13 protein-coding genes are annotated in these 15,616 nt (G+C 64.8%); 12 read left to right on the top strand and 1 reads right to left on the bottom strand.

What is annotated here, in order from left to right:
• The first annotated feature begins 19 nt into the window (after nt 1-19).
• The 3 genes from BSZ14_RS05755 to BSZ14_RS05745 all read left to right on the top strand — a co-directional run bounded on the left by BSZ14_RS05755 (nt 20) and on the right by BSZ14_RS05745 (nt 2,245).
• Nucleotides 20-1,354, top strand: coding sequence for an MFS transporter (locus tag BSZ14_RS05755; protein ID WP_042488808.1), 1,335 nt, complete (start codon nt 20-22; stop codon nt 1,352-1,354).
• Between the two features lie 121 nt (nt 1,355-1,475).
• Nucleotides 1,476-1,904, top strand: a complete 429-nt coding sequence (locus BSZ14_RS05750) for a DUF2147 domain-containing protein (RefSeq protein WP_083748136.1) — start codon at nt 1,476-1,478, stop codon at nt 1,902-1,904.
• Nucleotides 1,905-1,972: 68 nt separating this feature from the next.
• Entirely contained in the window at nt 1,973-2,245 is a 273-nt protein-coding gene (locus BSZ14_RS05745; RefSeq protein ID WP_076710197.1) for a DUF1488 family protein, read from the top strand.
• A 145-nt stretch (nt 2,246-2,390) separates the two neighbouring features.
• Here the strand turns inward: BSZ14_RS05745 and BSZ14_RS05740 are convergent, their stop codons facing one another.
• Nucleotides 2,391-4,196 carry a glycoside hydrolase family 15 protein gene (locus BSZ14_RS05740; RefSeq protein ID WP_076710196.1) on the bottom strand — a complete coding sequence of 602 codons (1,806 nt, stop codon included), beginning with the start codon at nt 4,194-4,196 and terminating at the stop codon, nt 2,391-2,393.
• 138 nt (nt 4,197-4,334) lie between these two features.
• Here BSZ14_RS05740 and BSZ14_RS05735 point away from each other — a divergent pair, with 138 nt between their 5' ends.
• The 9 genes from BSZ14_RS05735 to BSZ14_RS05695 all read left to right on the top strand — a co-directional run bounded on the left by BSZ14_RS05735 (nt 4,335) and on the right by BSZ14_RS05695 (nt 15,588).
• Nucleotides 4,335-5,468: a Gfo/Idh/MocA family protein gene (locus BSZ14_RS05735; protein ID WP_042489008.1), complete on the top strand. Its 1,134-nt coding sequence runs from the start codon at nt 4,335-4,337 to the stop codon at nt 5,466-5,468.
• Nucleotides 5,469-5,559: 91 nt separating this feature from the next.
• Entirely contained in the window at nt 5,560-5,808 is a 249-nt protein-coding gene (locus BSZ14_RS05730; RefSeq protein WP_076710195.1) for a DUF2934 domain-containing protein, read from the top strand.
• 107 nt (nt 5,809-5,915) lie between these two features.
• The gene (gene glgX, locus BSZ14_RS05725) at nt 5,916-8,018 is read left to right on the top strand and encodes a glycogen debranching protein GlgX (protein ID WP_076710194.1); all 2,103 of its coding nucleotides are present in this window, start codon (nt 5,916-5,918) and stop codon (nt 8,016-8,018) included.
• Nucleotides 8,015-9,709, top strand: coding sequence for a malto-oligosyltrehalose trehalohydrolase (gene treZ, locus BSZ14_RS05720; RefSeq protein WP_076710193.1), 1,695 nt, complete (start codon nt 8,015-8,017; stop codon nt 9,707-9,709). The genes glgX and treZ overlap by 4 nt, the downstream gene beginning before the upstream one ends.
• Nucleotides 9,706-11,592: a 4-alpha-glucanotransferase gene (gene malQ, locus BSZ14_RS05715; RefSeq protein WP_076710192.1), complete on the top strand. Its 1,887-nt coding sequence runs from the start codon at nt 9,706-9,708 to the stop codon at nt 11,590-11,592. Before treZ ends, malQ begins: the two co-directional genes overlap by 4 nt.
• 26 nt (nt 11,593-11,618) lie before the next feature.
• Nucleotides 11,619-14,018, top strand: coding sequence for a malto-oligosyltrehalose synthase (gene treY, locus BSZ14_RS05710; RefSeq protein WP_076710191.1), 2,400 nt, complete (start codon nt 11,619-11,621; stop codon nt 14,016-14,018).
• Nucleotides 14,015-14,578, top strand: coding sequence for a DNA-3-methyladenine glycosylase (locus tag BSZ14_RS05705; protein ID WP_076710190.1), 564 nt, complete (start codon nt 14,015-14,017; stop codon nt 14,576-14,578). The genes treY and BSZ14_RS05705 overlap by 4 nt, the downstream gene beginning before the upstream one ends.
• 104 nt (nt 14,579-14,682) lie before the next feature.
• A complete protein-coding gene (locus tag BSZ14_RS05700) occupies nt 14,683-14,871 on the top strand; it encodes a hypothetical protein (RefSeq protein WP_076710189.1) in 189 nt (62 codons plus the stop codon).
• Nucleotides 14,872-14,961: 90 nt separating this feature from the next.
• Entirely contained in the window at nt 14,962-15,588 is a 627-nt protein-coding gene (locus BSZ14_RS05695; RefSeq protein ID WP_076710188.1) for a retropepsin-like aspartic protease family protein, read from the top strand.
• Nucleotides 15,589-15,616: the final 28 nt, after the last annotated feature.

The raw sequence follows: 15,616 nt of genomic DNA, 5'->3' as shown, positions 1-15,616 counted from the left end.
AAGTCAGGACTGGCAGCCGATGAGCGCAGAGTTAACCGCATCGACCTCGACGCCCCTTGAGCGGGACGCGCAGTTGGTCAATGCCCGCGATCCGCACCACGTCGCGCCGGGCGACATCGCCATTGGCGTCATCATCGGGCGCACGTCGGAGTTCTTCGACTTCTTCGTGTACGCCATCGCTTCGGTGCTAGTGTTCCCGTCGCTGATCTTTCCCTATGTGGATGCACTGACCGGCACGCTCTATTCGTTCGCGCTGTTCTCGCTGGCGTTCATCGCGCGTCCGATCGGCACCTTCATCTTCATGGCGGTCGACCGCAATCTGGGTCGCGGCGTGAAGCTGACCATCGCGCTGTTCCTGCTCGGTGGCTCGACCATGGCGATCGCCTTCCTGCCCGGCTACGCGCAGATCGGCACTTCGGCCGCCGTGCTGCTCGGCATCTTCCGTATCATGCAGGGTCTGGCGCTGGGCGGCGCCTGGGACGGCCTGCCCTCTCTCCTGTCGCTGAACGCGCCGGAGCGTCGTCGCGGCTGGTATGCGATGATCCCGCAGCTGGGCGCGCCGCTCGGCCTGCTGGTCGCCAACGGCCTGTTCGCCTTCTTCCTGACGACGCTGAGCACCGCCGACTTCCTCGACTGGGGCTGGCGCTATCCGTTCTTCGTGGCGTTCGCAATCAACGTGGTGGCGCTCTTCGCCCGTCTGCGCATCGTCGCGACCCCGGAGTTCCAGCGCCTGTTTGAAAGCCGCGAGCTTCAGCCCGCGCCGGTCGGTGAGACGCTGAGCACCGAAGGCCGCACCGTCATCCTGGGCGCCTTTGCGCCACTCGCCAGCTTTGCGATGTTCCACATCGTGACCGTGTTCCCGCTGTCCTGGGTCGTGCTGTTCAACAAGGAACGCCCGCAGGACTTCATGATGATCGAGATCCTGGGCAGCATCGTCGGCGTGATCGCGATCCTGGCGTCGGGCAAGATCGCCGACCGGGTCGGTCGTCGCACGCTCCTGGGCCTGTCGGCCGCCGCCATTGCGGCCTTTGCAGGTTTCGCTCCGACCTTGCTGGACCAGGGCGGCACGGGCGAGACGATCTACATCGTGCTGGGCTTCCTGCTGCTGGGACTGGGCTTTGGCCAGTCGTCGGGTGCGATCAACTCGGGCTTTTCGTCGCTGCGTCGCTATACGGGGGCGGCGATCACCTCCGACCTAGCCTGGCTGATCGGGGCGGGCTTCGCGCCCCTCGCCGCTCTGCTGCTGTCGAGCCATTTCGGACTGGTCGCGGTTGGCGCCTATCTGCTGTCGGGTGCAGTCGCCACGCTGGCGGCGCTGGGCATCAACAAGGAACTCGCCAAGCGCGCGTCGTAACACGATCGGGCCTGGTTTGGTTAAACGGCCGGCGGGGCAACCCGTCGGCCGTTTTGCTTTCGTACAGGCGGCTTCCCATATTCCCGTTCCGACAGTGACTTGTATCGGGATAGGACAAGCAATGAGCATAGGTCTTTTGCGAGCGACGGGTATCGTGGCCGCCGTCATGGGCGGGATGACAGCGGGTTCGGCGGATGCGCGGGTTCCCGCCGGCACCTGGGCCAATCCGTCGAACACCGTGCAGGTTCGTTTTGCCCCCTGCGGACGCGGCGCCGATGCCGAACTGATGTGCGGAACGGTCGTGTGGGCCAGCGAGCAGGCCAAGATGGACGCCGCGCGGGGCGGCTCGCCGCGATTGATCGGTACGCAGCTGTTCAGCGATTTCGAGGAGGAGGAGCCGGGCCGCTGGTCGGGCACCGTCTACGTCCCCGATATCGGCCGCGAGGTTCAGGGCACGATTACCCAGATCGACGCCCGCACGCTGGTCGGTGAGGGATGCCTGCTCGGCAGCCTGGGTTGCCGCGAACAGCGTTGGCGGCGGGTTAAATAAGCCGTGCCCCAGGGAACCCAAGGCGGTTTGCGGCGTCCCCGACGCAGCAACTTTTGGGAAGGAATGCCATGGCGGAAGAAACGCTGACGGTCGTAAGTGGTACGGTCGAGGACAATGTCTCCGACCGGCGGGTCGAATTCGTCGGGGAACTGGACGGCGAGGAATATCAGTTCGCGGTCCAGTATGACATGCTGGAGGCGCTGAGCGGAGACGTCCCCGAGGGCGATGCGGTCGAGCTGTTCGAGCGTTATTCCGACGATATTCTCGAAGCGGCGCTGGCTGCGCTCGGTCGCGACATGCAGCAGTCATTGGTCGTCGTCAGCGAGAACGACCTGGACTAAAAAGGTGCGACAGTCGGACCGCTGAACAATTTGCTGCGCAAATCCCTGCGGTTTACAGGGGTTGCGCAGCAAGGTGAGGACGTAAATCTGCGACCACGACGGTCAATGGCGGGCCATCTTCAGCGTATGCCGCTTCCGCCAACCATCACAACTGCTCGCCAGCCAGGGTTGCGGCGGCCTGGATGACGGCAAGATGGGTCAGACCCTGGGGCATGTTCCCCAGATAATGCCCCGTCTTCGGGTCGATCATCTCGGCATAGAGCCCGGCCCCGTGGCTATCGAGCGCCTTGGTCGCGGCGTCGAATGCGGCCTGCGCCGCCTCTTGTTGACCAAGGATCGCACGGGCCTCAATCATCCAGAAGGTGCAGGCCAGGAAACAGCCCTCCTCCTTGTACACGCCCGAATATCGATAGTGGAAGGCCCCCGCCGCCAGCTCCTTGTCGAGTGCATCGAGCGTGCGCGCCAGCCGATCCTGTCCGTCGAACCGAAAACGTACTGCCAGCGCAAGACTGGCGTCCAGCGCATCGCTGTCGGGGTGCATCAGGTAAGCGCCGCGCTTCTCCGACCAGCAATGCTCGCCGATCCACGCCTCGATCCGATCGCGCTCTCGCGTCCAGCGGTCGCGGCAGGTTGTCGGTATCTGTCCCTCGTCCGCCAATTCGACCGCACGGGCCAGCGCCTGCCAGCAGCTGATCTTTGACATGGTGTAGTGCCGTTCCTCGGGCAATTCCCAGATGCCTGCATCGGGTAGCCGCCAGCGATCGGCACACGCGTCCGCCAGATGCGACAGGGTCTCGGCACTGGAGGTGTCGAGGAAGTTGCCACACGCGACGAAGCGGCTCGCAGTCTCGAAAATATCGCCGTAGATACCGTGCTGGTGCTGCCCCCCAGCCAGATTGCCGACGCGCACGGGTTTGGAATGTCGATAGCCGCTGACGGCGATCTCGCGTTCCGCCGGGACCGGGCGGCCGTCCAGCGTATAGCATACCTGCGGATCCCCCTCGCCCAGCCGCTTGAGCAGCCAGGTAAAGGCCGCCTTTGCCTCGCCATGCGCCCCGATGCGCAGGAACGCCTTGATCGTATAGCCCGCGTCGCGGACCCAGGCGTAGCGATAGTCGTAATTCTTCTCGCCGCCGATCCCCTCGGGCAGCGAGGTCGTCGCCGCCGCCGTGATCGCGCCCGTGGGTGAATAGAGCAGCAGCTTGAGCGCCAGTGCGCTGCGCAGGATGCGGTCACGGTGCATCTCCGGCACCTTCAGCCCTTGCGTCCATTGCCGCCATTCGAAATCCGACAGGTCGATCCGGGCGTCGATCTGCTCGATATCCTGGCAGACCAGCGGCTCGTCCTCGCCCGCGATGATGGCGATCCGCGCGCGATCCCCCGGCCCCACCGCCGCCGTGCCGGTGACGAGGCCATCCTCGACCGTATCGATCGTCACGCCGCCGCAATGGCGGAACACGCCCAGCACCCGGTCGACGTGAAAGACGTTATGGCCACCCGCAGGCGCGAAATAGGGGCTGACCGTATCCGCGCGGCGGCTGAAGCGCAGGGTGATGGCGAAGCGGACAAAACCGTCCAGCCCCTCCACCCGCCGGGCCAGCTCCGCCCAGGGCAGCCGCCCCGCCGGGCCGCTGTTGAGCGATTCGACCAGCTTGGCCCGGCCGCTCGCCGTGATGAAGATCGTCTCGAGCACATTGCTGTCCCGGCGATAGCGCCGCTCGACGGTAAACGGCTCGACCGGCGTGATCGCGAAGGTGCCGCCGCGCTCCCCGTCCAGCAGTCGATCGAACAGGGGCGCGGAGTCCATGTTTGGCACACACCACCAGTCGATCGCCCCGTCCGCGCCGCTCAGCGCGACGCTGCGCCCGTCGCCCAGCGCAGCATAGTTTTCGAGGTCCAGAAACCCGTCGGCGTCACGAAGCGGCTCGGGATGCTGATCGGGTAAAGTCACGAGGGCGCGTCTCCGTTGATACAGGTTAGGCGCATGAAAACTCGCCAGAACCATTTAATCTCCGTGGGACCTTCCCGGAATTGGCGCGTTGCAGCAGCCGTTACGAGATTTGGCGTTTAAAGATTTGGGAGAATGGCCATGAGCCTGGCATCGGCATTCGGTTTCGGTTCGAAGAAGGTTCGCTATGCGGTCGTCGGCGCGGGCGATATCACCCAGTCGGCGATGCTGCCCGGCATCAAGCACACCGGCAATTCGGAGCTGACCGCGATCGTCACCGGCGATGCGGAAAAGGGCAGGCTTCTGGCCGAGAAATATGGCGTCGAGCATGTCTATTCCTATAATGAATTCGACAAGCTGCTGAGCGCTGGCGTGTGTGATGCCATATATCTCGGCACGCCCAACTGGCGCCATGCGGAATTCGCCATTCCGGCGCTCGACGCCGGTATCCATGTCCTGTGCGAAAAGCCGCTGGAGATTTCGAGCGAGAAGGCGCGCGCGATCCAGGATGCCGAGCGGCGTTCCAAGGCCAAGCTGATGACGGCCTATCGCCTGCATTTCGAGCCGGGCACGCTCGATGCGATCGAGAAGATCCGCAACGGCGAACTGGGCGAACTGGTCGGCTTCACATCCTGTTTCGGGCAGAAGCTCGACCCCGACAATCACCGGGCCAAGCACGGGCTGGAAGCCGGGCCGCTGTTCGACATGGCCCCCTACCCCATCAATGCCATCCGCTATCTCTTCGGGGCCGAACCGGTCGCCGTCGAGAGTGCCGTCGCCACGCGCCAACCGAGCGCGGGCCTGGGTGACCTGGACGATACCTTCGCGGTTGTGCTGCGCATGCCTGGCGACAAGCTGGCCAGCTTCACGGTCAGCTATGCCATGAACAATATCGACAGCCTGATCGTCGCAGGCATGAAGGGCTCGATCCATATGAGCCCCGCCTATGGCTTCCAGTCAGGGATCGAACAGAATCTGACCATCGGCGACAAACAGAGCCACGAGACGTTCAAGCATACCGACCAGTTTGGCGGCGAAATGCGCTATTTCTCCGACTGCATCCTGAACGATCGCGATCCCGAGCCGGACGCTGAAGAAGGATTGTCCGACCTGCGGGTCATCGAGGGAATCGTGACCGCGATGAAGACCGGGGGACGCGTCGAATTGCCGCCCTTCACGCGCACGCGCCGGATCGACCCCGAAAGCCAGCGCCAGACCCTGTCGGCGGTAACACCGCCCGAACAGGTGAAGGCGAAATCGCCGACGGGCAATTGATCCGCATCAACGCGATTTTCGGGGAGCGTTATGGCCGATCGGATCGTTACGCTCGCGATCACAAATTGCGGGTTGCAATAGGGAGGTGGCGATGAACGACCGGGAAGAACAGCTTCGGCAGCGTGCATATGGCATCTGGCAATCGGAAGGCGAACCGCATGGCCGCGACCGCGACCATTGGGAACGGGCCGAGCGCGAGCTGATCGAGGCTGCCCCGGAAGATCCAGCCACCTCGGCCAAACCGGCCACGCAGCGGAAAAAGGCGGACGCTGCGCCGCAGACCATCGCGGCGGAGCCGAAGCCCAAGGCAGCTCGAAAACCCCGCGCCAAGTCCGCATGACCCATGGCCCGGTGGCGTCCGTTCGCGGAACGCCACCGGGCCATGGCTTCCGAACCCCAACGAAACCGCCACACGCATAGTCGTTCGACTTTTGCCGGAGAGTCCCTTTGACCGATTTGCCCGACCAGATCCTGCCCGGCTCCGCCTATCCGCTGGGCGCCAGCTTTGACGGCGAAGGGGTGAATTTTGCCGTCTTTTCCGCCAATGCCGACCGGATCGAACTGTGCATCTTCGATCCGCAAGGCAAACGTGAGCTGAAGCGCTACACGCTGCCCGAATGCACGGATGAAGTATGGCATGGCTATCTGCCCGATGTCGGGCCGGGTCTGCTCTACGGCTATCGCGCGCATGGTCGCTACGAGCCGGAGGCCGGGCACCGCTTCAACCCCAACAAGCTGCTGCTCGACCCCTATGCCCGTAAGCTTCACGGCGAGATCAAGTGGACCGACGCACTCCATGGCTATCAGATCCGGTCGAAGAAAGAGGATTTGAGCTTCGACAAGCGCGACAGCGCCGCCGCCATGCCGAAGGCGGTAGTGGTCGACGATCATTTCGACTGGTCGCGCGACGTGAAGCCGAACACCCCCTGGTCGGAAACGGTCATCTACGAAGCCCATGTGAAGGGCCTGACCAAGCTGATGGAACTGGTTCCTCCGCGTGAGCGGGGCACCTATGCGGGGCTTGGCCATCCGGCGGTCATCAAGCATCTGAAGCGGATCGGCGTCACCGCCATCGAGCTGCTGCCGATCCACAGTTTCACGCAGGACCGTTTCCTACAGGAAAAGGGTCTGCGCAATTACTGGGGCTATAACACCCTCGGCTTCTTCGCGCCCGAACAGGCCTATTTCGCGACCGACACCCAGGACGAACTGCGCCGCGCGGTCCACAAGCTGCACAAGGCGGGGATCGAGGTGATTCTCGACGTCGTTTACAACCATACCTGCGAGGGGTCGGAGAAAGGCCCGACCCTGTCGTGGCGCGGGCTGGACAATGCCAGCTATTATCGGCTGGTCCAGGACCAGCCGCGCTATACGATCAATGATACCGGCACCGGCAACACGCTGAACCTGTCCAAGGCGCGGGTCATCCAGATGGTGACGGACTCGCTGCGCTATTGGGCGACGAGCTTCGGGATCGACGGCTTCCGCTTCGACCTTGGCCTGACGCTGGGGCGCGAAGCGACGGGATTCGATCCGGGCGCGGCGTTCTTCGACGTGCTGCGGCAGGATCCGGTCCTCGGCCGGCTCAAGCTGCTGACCGAGCCATGGGATGTCGGGCCGGGCGGCTATCAGCTCGGCAATTTCCCCCCGGGTTTCTCGGAGTGGAACGACAAGTACCGCGACACGGTGCGCAAGTTCTGGCGCGGTGATCCCGGCCAGCGCGGCGATCTGGCGGCGCGGCTGTCGGGCTCGGGCGACCTGTTCGACCGTCGCGCGCGGCGTCCCTGGGCCAGCCTGAACCTGCTCGCCGCCCATGACGGTTTCACGCTGGCCGATACCGTAATGTACGAGCAGCGTCACAACGAGGCGAACAAGGAAGACAATCGCGACGGCCATTCGGAAAATTATTCCCGCAACTGGGGTGCCGAGGGGCCGACCGATGACGAGGGGATCAAGGTGGCCCGTGGCCGTGTGATGCGCTCGATGATGACGACCCTGCTCGCCTCGCTGGGCACGCCCATGATCGTAGCGGGCGATGAGTTCGGCCGTACGCAGCATGGCAACAACAACGCCTATTGCCAGGATAACGAGATCAGCTGGCTCGACTGGAAGGCCGCCGCATCGGACGAAGGTGAAGGAATGATCGCCTTCACCGCGCGACTGGCCGAATTGCGCCGCCGCTATCCCGTCCTGCGCTCGCCCAGCTTCCTCTATGGGCAGGACACGCCCGGCCATGGCATCAACGATATCGAATGGTGGGACGAACGCGGCCAGCAACTCAGCCCCGAGGATTGGGACAATCCCGAGGGGCGCGCGCTGATGATGCGGCGGGCGATTGCGACGGGGGATGGCGGCGTGGAAGCGGTGTCGCTGCTGCTCAATGCCTCGCCCGATCCGATCACCTTCACCCTGCCCCCGCCGCATGTCGCCCGCACCGTCCTGATCGACAGCGCCAAGCCCGAACAGGGCGAGGTCGAGATCGAAGACAGCTACGAAGTCGGGCCGCAGAGTGCGGTGCTCATCACCTGGCGGGACTCGGCCGAGGCATGACGCATTGGGGTCCTGAGCTGCGCGAGGGCGCGGATACGATGTTCCGCCTCTGGGCGCCGGATCGTGACGCGGTGACGCTGGAGATTGATGGCGCGTCTTCGGTAACCATGGATCGCGATGGGGAGGGGTGGTTTTCCGCCACGGCTCCCGCGCCTGCGGGGACCCGATATCGCTTCCGCCTGGACAAGAATCTCGCTGTGCCAGACCCCGCCGCCCGGCTCCAGGCGGGCGGTGTCCATGGCTGGAGCGTGGTGGTCGACCCCGCCTTTGCCTGGAGCGCCACGGAATGGCGCGGTCGGCCGTGGGAGGAAACGGTGCTGCTCGAAGTCCATGCCGGGACGCTGGGTGGCTTCGAGGGCATCCGACGGATGCTGCCCGCCATCGCGGCCTCGGGGATCACCGCGATCGAACTGATGCCGGTCAACGCATTCGGCGGCACCCGCAACTGGGGCTATGACGGCGTCCTGCCCTATGCCGTCGCCGAGCCTTACGGCTCGCCTGCCGAGTTGAAGACGCTGGTCGACACCGCGCATGGGCTGGGCCTCTCGGTCTTTCTCGACGTGGTATATAATCATTTCGGGCCGGACGGGAATTACCTGAACGCCTATGCCAGCGCCTTCTTCCACAAGGAAGTCGACACGCCCTGGGGCGGCGCGGTGGCGGTGGACGCCGATCCGGTGCATCGCTTCTTCGTCGACAATGCGCTGATGTGGCTCGGCGATTATCGCATCGACGGACTGCGCTTCGACGCGGTTCATGCCATAGAAAATGACGGCTTTCTCGACCGTATGGCGCACGAGATCCGCGCCGCCCTGCCCGAACGGCATGTCCATCTTGTGCTGGAGAATGAGAAGAACGACACCGATCGCCTGCGCGCCGCTTGCTATGACGCCCAGTGGAACGATGACTTCCACAACGTCCTGCACGTTCTGCTGACCGGCGAGACCAGCGCCTATTATGGCGACTTCGCCGATAATGCGGCAGAGCGGTTGGCACGCTGCCTGAAGGAAGGCTTCATCTATCAGGGCGAAGGCTCGCCCAATCATGACGGCAAGCCGCGGGGCAAGCCGTCGGGTGATCTGCCCAGCACGGCCTTTGTCGCTTTTCTCCAGAACCACGATCAGGTCGGCAATCGCGCCATGGGCGAGAGACTGGTCCGGCTTACCGATCGCGAGCGGCTCCGCGCGGCGACTGCGCTGCTGCTGCTCGGTCCCCAAATCCCGCTTCTGTTCATGGGCGAGGACGAAGGGAGTGAAAGTCCCTTCCTGTTCTTCACCGACTTCCATGACGAATTGGCCGATGCGGTCCGCGAAGGGCGGCGCCGCGAGTTTGCCAAGTTCGACGCCTTTGCCGACGAGGAAGCACGTAAAGGCATTCCCGACCCCAATGCCCGCAGCACCTTCGACGCTTCGATTCCCAGGCCGGGTCCCCAGGCGGGGGAGTGGCGTGCGCTATACCGCGACCTGCTGGCGCTGAGGCACGTGCATATCATGCCTCGCCTTAAGGGGACGGTGGGGCTGGCGGCCGATGTGACTGGACCCGGACGGGTCAAGGCGCGCTGGCGCATGGCCGATGGTGCGACGCTGACCATCCTGATTGACCTGGGCGATGCACCCGAGGCGATCGTGGGAGAGGCAGGCCAATTGATCTACTGGGAAGGCGATCGCTTCGCCGCATGGATCGCCGAATGAGCGATCTCCACGCCCGTGCCGAGGCCGCCGGATTGTCTCGCCGGTGGCAGGACGCCCAGGGGCGCGACCAGACCGTCTCCGACGAGGCGCTGGCGGCGATCCTGGATCGGCTCGATACCGATGTCGGCGAGACGGTGTTCGTCTCGGGTGAACTCGGCGAGGAAGTCCCCCTTCCCGGCACCTGCCGTGACGGCACCGCGCTACTGGTCTTGGAAGGCGGCGAAACTGCCTCGATCACGATCCGGGGCCGGATGCTGCCCTCCATTAACCAGCCGGGTTATCACCGACTGGAACAGGGCGAGCGGCAATGGACGGTCGCTATTGCCCCGCCGCGCTGCCCGACCCCACCGCCGGGAAAGCATTGGGGCAGTGCCGTCCAGATCCCATCCTTGCGGGAAGGAGCCGGTGCCTTTGGCGACTTCGCCAGCCTGGCCAGCGCCGCCAAAGCGCTGGGCCGAGCCGGTGCCGCCGCTCTGGCGATCAGCCCCGTCCACGCGCTGTTTCCCGCCGACGCCGGGCGCTTCAGCCCCTATGCCCCGTCCAGCCGGTTGTTCCGCAATGTCTGGCTGGCCCCTGCTGGCGAGCCAGTGGCTGCCCCCCCTGCCCTGATCGACTGGCCCAGTGCCGCACCGGACCGGATGCGGGACCTTCGTATCGTTTACGATCAACTTGACGATGTGCAAAGCCAAGCCTTCGAGCGCTGGCGGCAGGAGGCCGGCGAACGGCTGGAGGCGCAGGCGCGGTTCGATGCGCTGCACGCCTATTTCCATGCCCGGGACCGGGCGAGCGGCTGGCCCGACTGGCCGGAAGAGTATCGTGACCCGGCGAACGAAGCGGTCGCCCGTTTCGCCGCCGAACGCGAAGACTCCATCCGCTTCTACGCCTTTGCCCAATGGTGGGCCGACCGAGCGCTTCGCGATGCGGCGGACACGGCACGGGACAATGGCATGGGGATCGGGCTGATCGCCGACCTGGCCATCGGCGTCGCCATGAACGGCGCGGACGGCTGGAACAGACGCGGCGAGTTGCTGATCGGGCTGTCGATCGGTGCCCCGCCCGATCCGCTCGGTCCCGATGGACAGAATTGGGGTATCACCGCCCTGTCGCCCTTCGCGCTGCGACGGCAAGGCTTTGCACCGTTCATCGATACGCTACGCGCTGTCTTCGCGCATGCAGGCGGGATACGGATAGACCATGCGCTTGGGCTGTGCCGCCTCTGGGTCGTGCCGGAGGGCGCTCCGGCCGATCAGGGCGCCTATCTGGCCATGCCCTTTGCGGACATGCTGCGCATCCTGCGGATCGAGGCCCAGCGCGCCGATCAGGGGCGAGGGGCGATCGTGATCGGGGAAGACCTCGGCACCGTGCCGCCCGGCTTTCGCGATACCATGGCAAAGGTCGGGATGCTCGGGATGCGCGTCCTGCCGTTCGAGCGGAATGCGGACGGCGCATTCCTTCCGCCCGATACCTGGAGCGAGCAGGCAATCGCGATGACCGCGACCCATGATATCCCGACCGTCGCCGGTTGGTGGAAGGGCCGCGATCTGGAATGGCGCGCCCGCATCGCCGGGCGGCCTGTCTCGCCAGAGGATAGCGCCAACCGCGCTCGGGAACGGACGGCGCTGTGGCAGGCGGTGGGCAATGGTGCCCCGAAGCCGGACGAACCCGCCACCGTGGTCGATGCCGCCATCGCCGCCGTCGCGGGCACGCCCTGTCCGCTGGCGATCATACCCGTCGAGGATCTGCTGGGACTGGACGAGCAGCCCAATCTCCCCGGCACCATCGACGAGCACCCGAATTGGCGTCGTCGCCTGGCCGATACGCTCGATCGATCGCTCGCCACGCCCGAGGTCGCGGCGCGCATCGCCGTTCTCAACGCCCGCTGACCCCCCTTTATCGAAGGACGTCGCCCATGACGCCGCGCGCCACCTATCGCTTTCAGTTTCATCAGGATTTTCCCTTCGCCCGAGCGGAAGCCCTGCTGCCGTATCTGGACCAGCTTGGGATCAGCCACGTCTATGCCTCCCCGATCACGACGGCGGCGGCTGGCTCGATGCACGGATACGACGTGATCGACCCGACACGGATCAACCCGGAACTGGGCGGCGAAGAAGCTTTCCGGTCCCTTGCCGAGGCCGCCCGGATACGCAGCATGGGCGTGATCATCGACATCGTACCCAACCATATGGGCGTGGCGGGCGGCGGCAATGGCTGGTGGAACGACGTGCTGGCCAAAGGCGAGGCCAGCCGCTTCGCACGCTTTTTCGATATCGACTGGTCGCGCAGGCTCGTCCTGCCGATCCTGGGCGATCCGCTCAACAAGGTGCTGGCGGACGGCCAGATCGTCGTCGAACGTCTTGACGGCCGCGCCGAGATCGTGGCCTATGGCGAGCATCGCCTGCCGATCCGTGATGAGGACCAGGATGGGGCCGAAACGCAGCAGCTTGCGGCTTTGCTGGACCGCCAGCACTATCGCCTGGCGTCGTGGCGGGTGTCGAATGACGAACTCAACTGGCGGCGCTTCTTCACGATCAACGATCTGGCGGGCCTGCGCGTCGAGGACGATCAGGTCTTCGAGGAAACCCATGCCCTTTATTTCCGGCTTTACGAGCAAGGGCTGATCGATGGCGTCCGGATCGACCATGTCGACGGACTGACCGACCCGATCGGTTATTGCCGCAAGCTGCGCGCGCGCTTCGACGCGATGGCGCGCGAAGATGGCAACCGCGCCTATATCGTCGTCGAAAAGATCCTGGCCGCGGACGAGCCGATGGGGGAGGATTGGGGTGTCGACGGCACCAGCGGTTACGACTTCATGGAGGAGGTATCAGCTCTGCTCCATGCACCCGAGGGCACAAGGCCGCTTGCCGAACTCTGGGCACAGTTGAGCGGCCGTTCGGACCAGTTCGCACCCGAAGAGCTTCAGGCGCGGCAGGACCTGCTTGCCTGGCAATTCGCCGGACAGCTGGACCAGTGTGTCGCGGCCTTTACGGCGCTGACCGCCGCCACCGTGGATTTGGAGGGGGCGATCACCACCCCGATGCTGCGCCGGGCGATCGAGCGTCTGCTCTGGGTCTTTCCGGTCTATCGAACCTATGGCCCCGATGCACCTTCGTCGGACGAAGCCATCCGCCAGATGGCGCGCAATCGAGTCGAGCCGCTGCTGCCGCCGGGCGAGGCCTTTGTCGTCGATCAGATACTGGAATGGCTGGCGGGTTCCGGCCCCGGCGACCGGGAAGCGCGGAGCGAAGCGGTCAGGCGTTTTCAGCAACTTTCGGCCCCCATCGCGGCCAAGGCGGTTGAGGATACCGCCTTTTATCGCCATGCGACCCTGCTCTCGCGAAACGATGTCGGCTTCGATGCGGGCCGGCTCAGCCTGCCGATCGCCGCCTTTCATGACCGGATGAAGGGCCGCGCCGAGCGCTTTCCGCTGGCGATGCTGACCACCGCTACCCATGACCATAAGCGCGGCGAGGATGTCCGCGCCCGGCTGGCGGTCCTGAGCGCGATGCCGGAGGATTGGCGACGTCAGGTCGAGGCGTGGCGGATGCAGACGCTGGACCTCGCCGAAGGGGTCGATCCGGCCGACTGGTACATGCTGATCCAGACGCTGGTCGGGGCCTGGCCTGATCCAGATGAACTGGGGGACTTTGCCGAGCGGATCGACGCGTGGCAGGAAAAGGCGCTGCGTGAGGCCAAGCTCCGTTCGTCCTGGGAAGCCCCCGGCACCGACTATGAGGCGCGCTGCAACCGGCTGGCGAAGACGTTGATCGATGGCGACGAAGGGATGGCTTTCCGAGAGGGCATGACCGTACTTCTCCGTCGCATCGGTCCGGCCGCCGATGCGAATTCGCTCGTCCAAGTCGCGCTGCGCTATACCGTACCGGGTGTGCCGGACTGCTATCAGGGGACCGAGTTCGCCGACCTCAGCCTGGTCGACCCCGACAATCGCCGCCCCGTCGACTACCGCGCGCGCGCGGCGGCATTGACCGAGGGGGACGCGCCGAAACAGAGGCTCATCGCCGATCTGCTAGGCCTGCGTCGCCAGCATCCCGACCTGTTCACGCACGGCACCTATCATCCGCTCACCGTCACCGGGCATGGTCGCGACCGGGTCATCGCCTTCGAGCGGCGGCATGACGACGCTGTCCTGACCTGCGTCTTTGGTCTGCGGCTGGAGCCGCTGATGGATGACGGCGGCGTCATCGACTGGCGCGATACGGCCATCGTTCGTGATGGGGCAGTACTGCGGCTCAGCGAGTTGCTGGCGAAGGAGCCGCTCTGGTACGGTTTGAGCGCTGGAGAGAAATGACACCGCTTCCCCTCGGCTTTTACCAACACGACGTGGAAGACGTGGCGCGCGCCCTGATCGGCGTGATGCTGACCGTCGATGGCGTGGGCGGGATGATCGTCGAGACGGAAGCCTATGATGCCGCCGACCCCGCCTCGCACAGTTTTGCAGGGCGAACGGCGCGGAATGCGGCGATGTTCGGACCGGTCGGCCACGCTTATGTCTACCGGATCTATGGGCTCCATCATTGCCTGAATGTCGTATGCGGTGCTTCGGGCAGCGCGGTCCTGATCCGCGCGTTGGAGCCTCTGCATGGCTTGGACGTCATGCACGGACGGCGTGGTTCTCGGCCTGCCACGAAGCAGCTTTGTTCGGGGCCAGGCAAATTGTGCAGCGCGCTTGGTATCGACCTCAGGCTGGACGGCGCGTCGCTTTTGGAAACACCATTCGCGCTGACCGGAACGCCGAACGCTGCGCCGGTCGTCGTCGCTCCGCGCATCGGCATCACCCAAGCGGCGGAACGACCACGCCGCTTCGGCTGGAAGAATTCTCTCTGGCTCAGCCGCCCCATGGGCGATTGACCACGGCATCGCAGCATAAACCTACTGCGATGCAGCGACGTATTTGCTTGATATTGACCACGACAACAGCGAGCCTCGACAGATAACAGAAAAAGGGCGAGTCGATGGAGTGGATCAAGGTCCTGGCGCTGGTTGCCATGGTCTATGGAATCTGGGCAGCCTATCGGTCGTTGGGCTCACCAGTTCTTCATGAAGGCTCGCGTTATTTCCGCCAACCCGATGGTAGTTTTCGCCGCTGGTATGGCGGCCGCCGGTTCAGTGCAGCCGAAGTGGGAATGACCGAACAGAGCTGATCCCGCACGGTCAGCAACGGTAAAGACGGGCGCCCCTATCTCCCGGCCTTGGTCCTTCCCATATGGCGGGGACGAAGGAATGGAACCGCAATGTTTGCCGATCTGGGCGTCCCCCTACCCCTGCTGGCCGTCGTCCTTGCCATGGTGCTGGCGGGGATCATCGCGCGCCGCGTGCCGATATTGCGGATAGCGATCAGCCTCCTTTCCTGGCTCTTGCTCGGCGGCTTGGTGTTCGTCCTGCTGCAACAACGCCAGCAATTCGATCCCTATATCCAGCGCGCGATGCAGATCCTGAATTTACAGGACCAGAGCGTCGTCGGCGACACGGTTCGGATCCGCATGGCGCCGGACGGTCATTTCTGGGCACGCGTCACCGTGAACGGCATCAACCGGCGGATGCTGGTCGATAGTGGCGCGACGCTGACCGCCCTGTCCAGTGCAACGGCACGGGCGGCTGGCCTGGAGCCCACCATGCCCGCCTTTCCGGTCGTGCTCAACACCGCCAATGGCATGATCCGGGCGGAGACGGCGCGCGTCGACTCGCTGCGCATCGGCACCATCCGCGCGGACAAGGTGCCGGTGGTCGTATCGCCCGCGTTCGGCGAAACCGACGTGCTGGGCATGAACTTCCTGTCGCGCTTGAAAAGCTGGCGGGTCGAAGGATCGACCCTGATCCTCGAGCCGCACCATCCCCAGCCCTATACCCCGCAGTCATGACCGCCATGATCGGCAAAGTGATACAAAT

This window comes from Sphingomonas sp. Sph1(2015) (genome assembly GCF_001970915.1).
In the GTDB taxonomy this organism is placed as follows: Bacteria; Pseudomonadota; Alphaproteobacteria; order Sphingomonadales; family Sphingomonadaceae; genus Sphingomonas; species Sphingomonas parapaucimobilis.
The sequence above is the reverse complement of the archived record's forward strand: the minus strand, read 5'-3'. Positions and strand labels throughout refer to the sequence as shown.

Excerpts from the sequence above, each read along its gene's own strand:
- BSZ14_RS05755 (WP_042488808.1), top strand. The coding sequence starts at position 20 with ATGAGCGCAGAGTTAACCGCATCGACCTCGACGCCCCTTGAGCGGGAC.
- BSZ14_RS05750 (WP_083748136.1), top strand. The coding sequence starts at position 1,476 with ATGAGCATAGGTCTTTTGCGAGCGACGGGTATCGTGGCCGCCGTCATG.
- BSZ14_RS05745 (WP_076710197.1), top strand. The coding sequence starts at position 1,973 with ATGGCGGAAGAAACGCTGACGGTCGTAAGTGGTACGGTCGAGGACAAT.
- BSZ14_RS05735 (WP_042489008.1), top strand. The coding sequence starts at position 4,335 with ATGAGCCTGGCATCGGCATTCGGTTTCGGTTCGAAGAAGGTTCGCTAT.
- BSZ14_RS05730 (WP_076710195.1), top strand. The coding sequence starts at position 5,560 with ATGAACGACCGGGAAGAACAGCTTCGGCAGCGTGCATATGGCATCTGG.
- treZ (WP_076710193.1), top strand. The coding sequence starts at position 8,015 with ATGACGCATTGGGGTCCTGAGCTGCGCGAGGGCGCGGATACGATGTTC.
- malQ (WP_076710192.1), top strand. The coding sequence starts at position 9,706 with ATGAGCGATCTCCACGCCCGTGCCGAGGCCGCCGGATTGTCTCGCCGG.
- treY (WP_076710191.1), top strand. The coding sequence starts at position 11,619 with ATGACGCCGCGCGCCACCTATCGCTTTCAGTTTCATCAGGATTTTCCC.
- BSZ14_RS05705 (WP_076710190.1), top strand. The coding sequence starts at position 14,015 with ATGACACCGCTTCCCCTCGGCTTTTACCAACACGACGTGGAAGACGTG.
- BSZ14_RS05700 (WP_076710189.1), top strand. The coding sequence starts at position 14,683 with ATGGAGTGGATCAAGGTCCTGGCGCTGGTTGCCATGGTCTATGGAATC.
- BSZ14_RS05695 (WP_076710188.1), top strand. The coding sequence starts at position 14,962 with ATGTTTGCCGATCTGGGCGTCCCCCTACCCCTGCTGGCCGTCGTCCTT.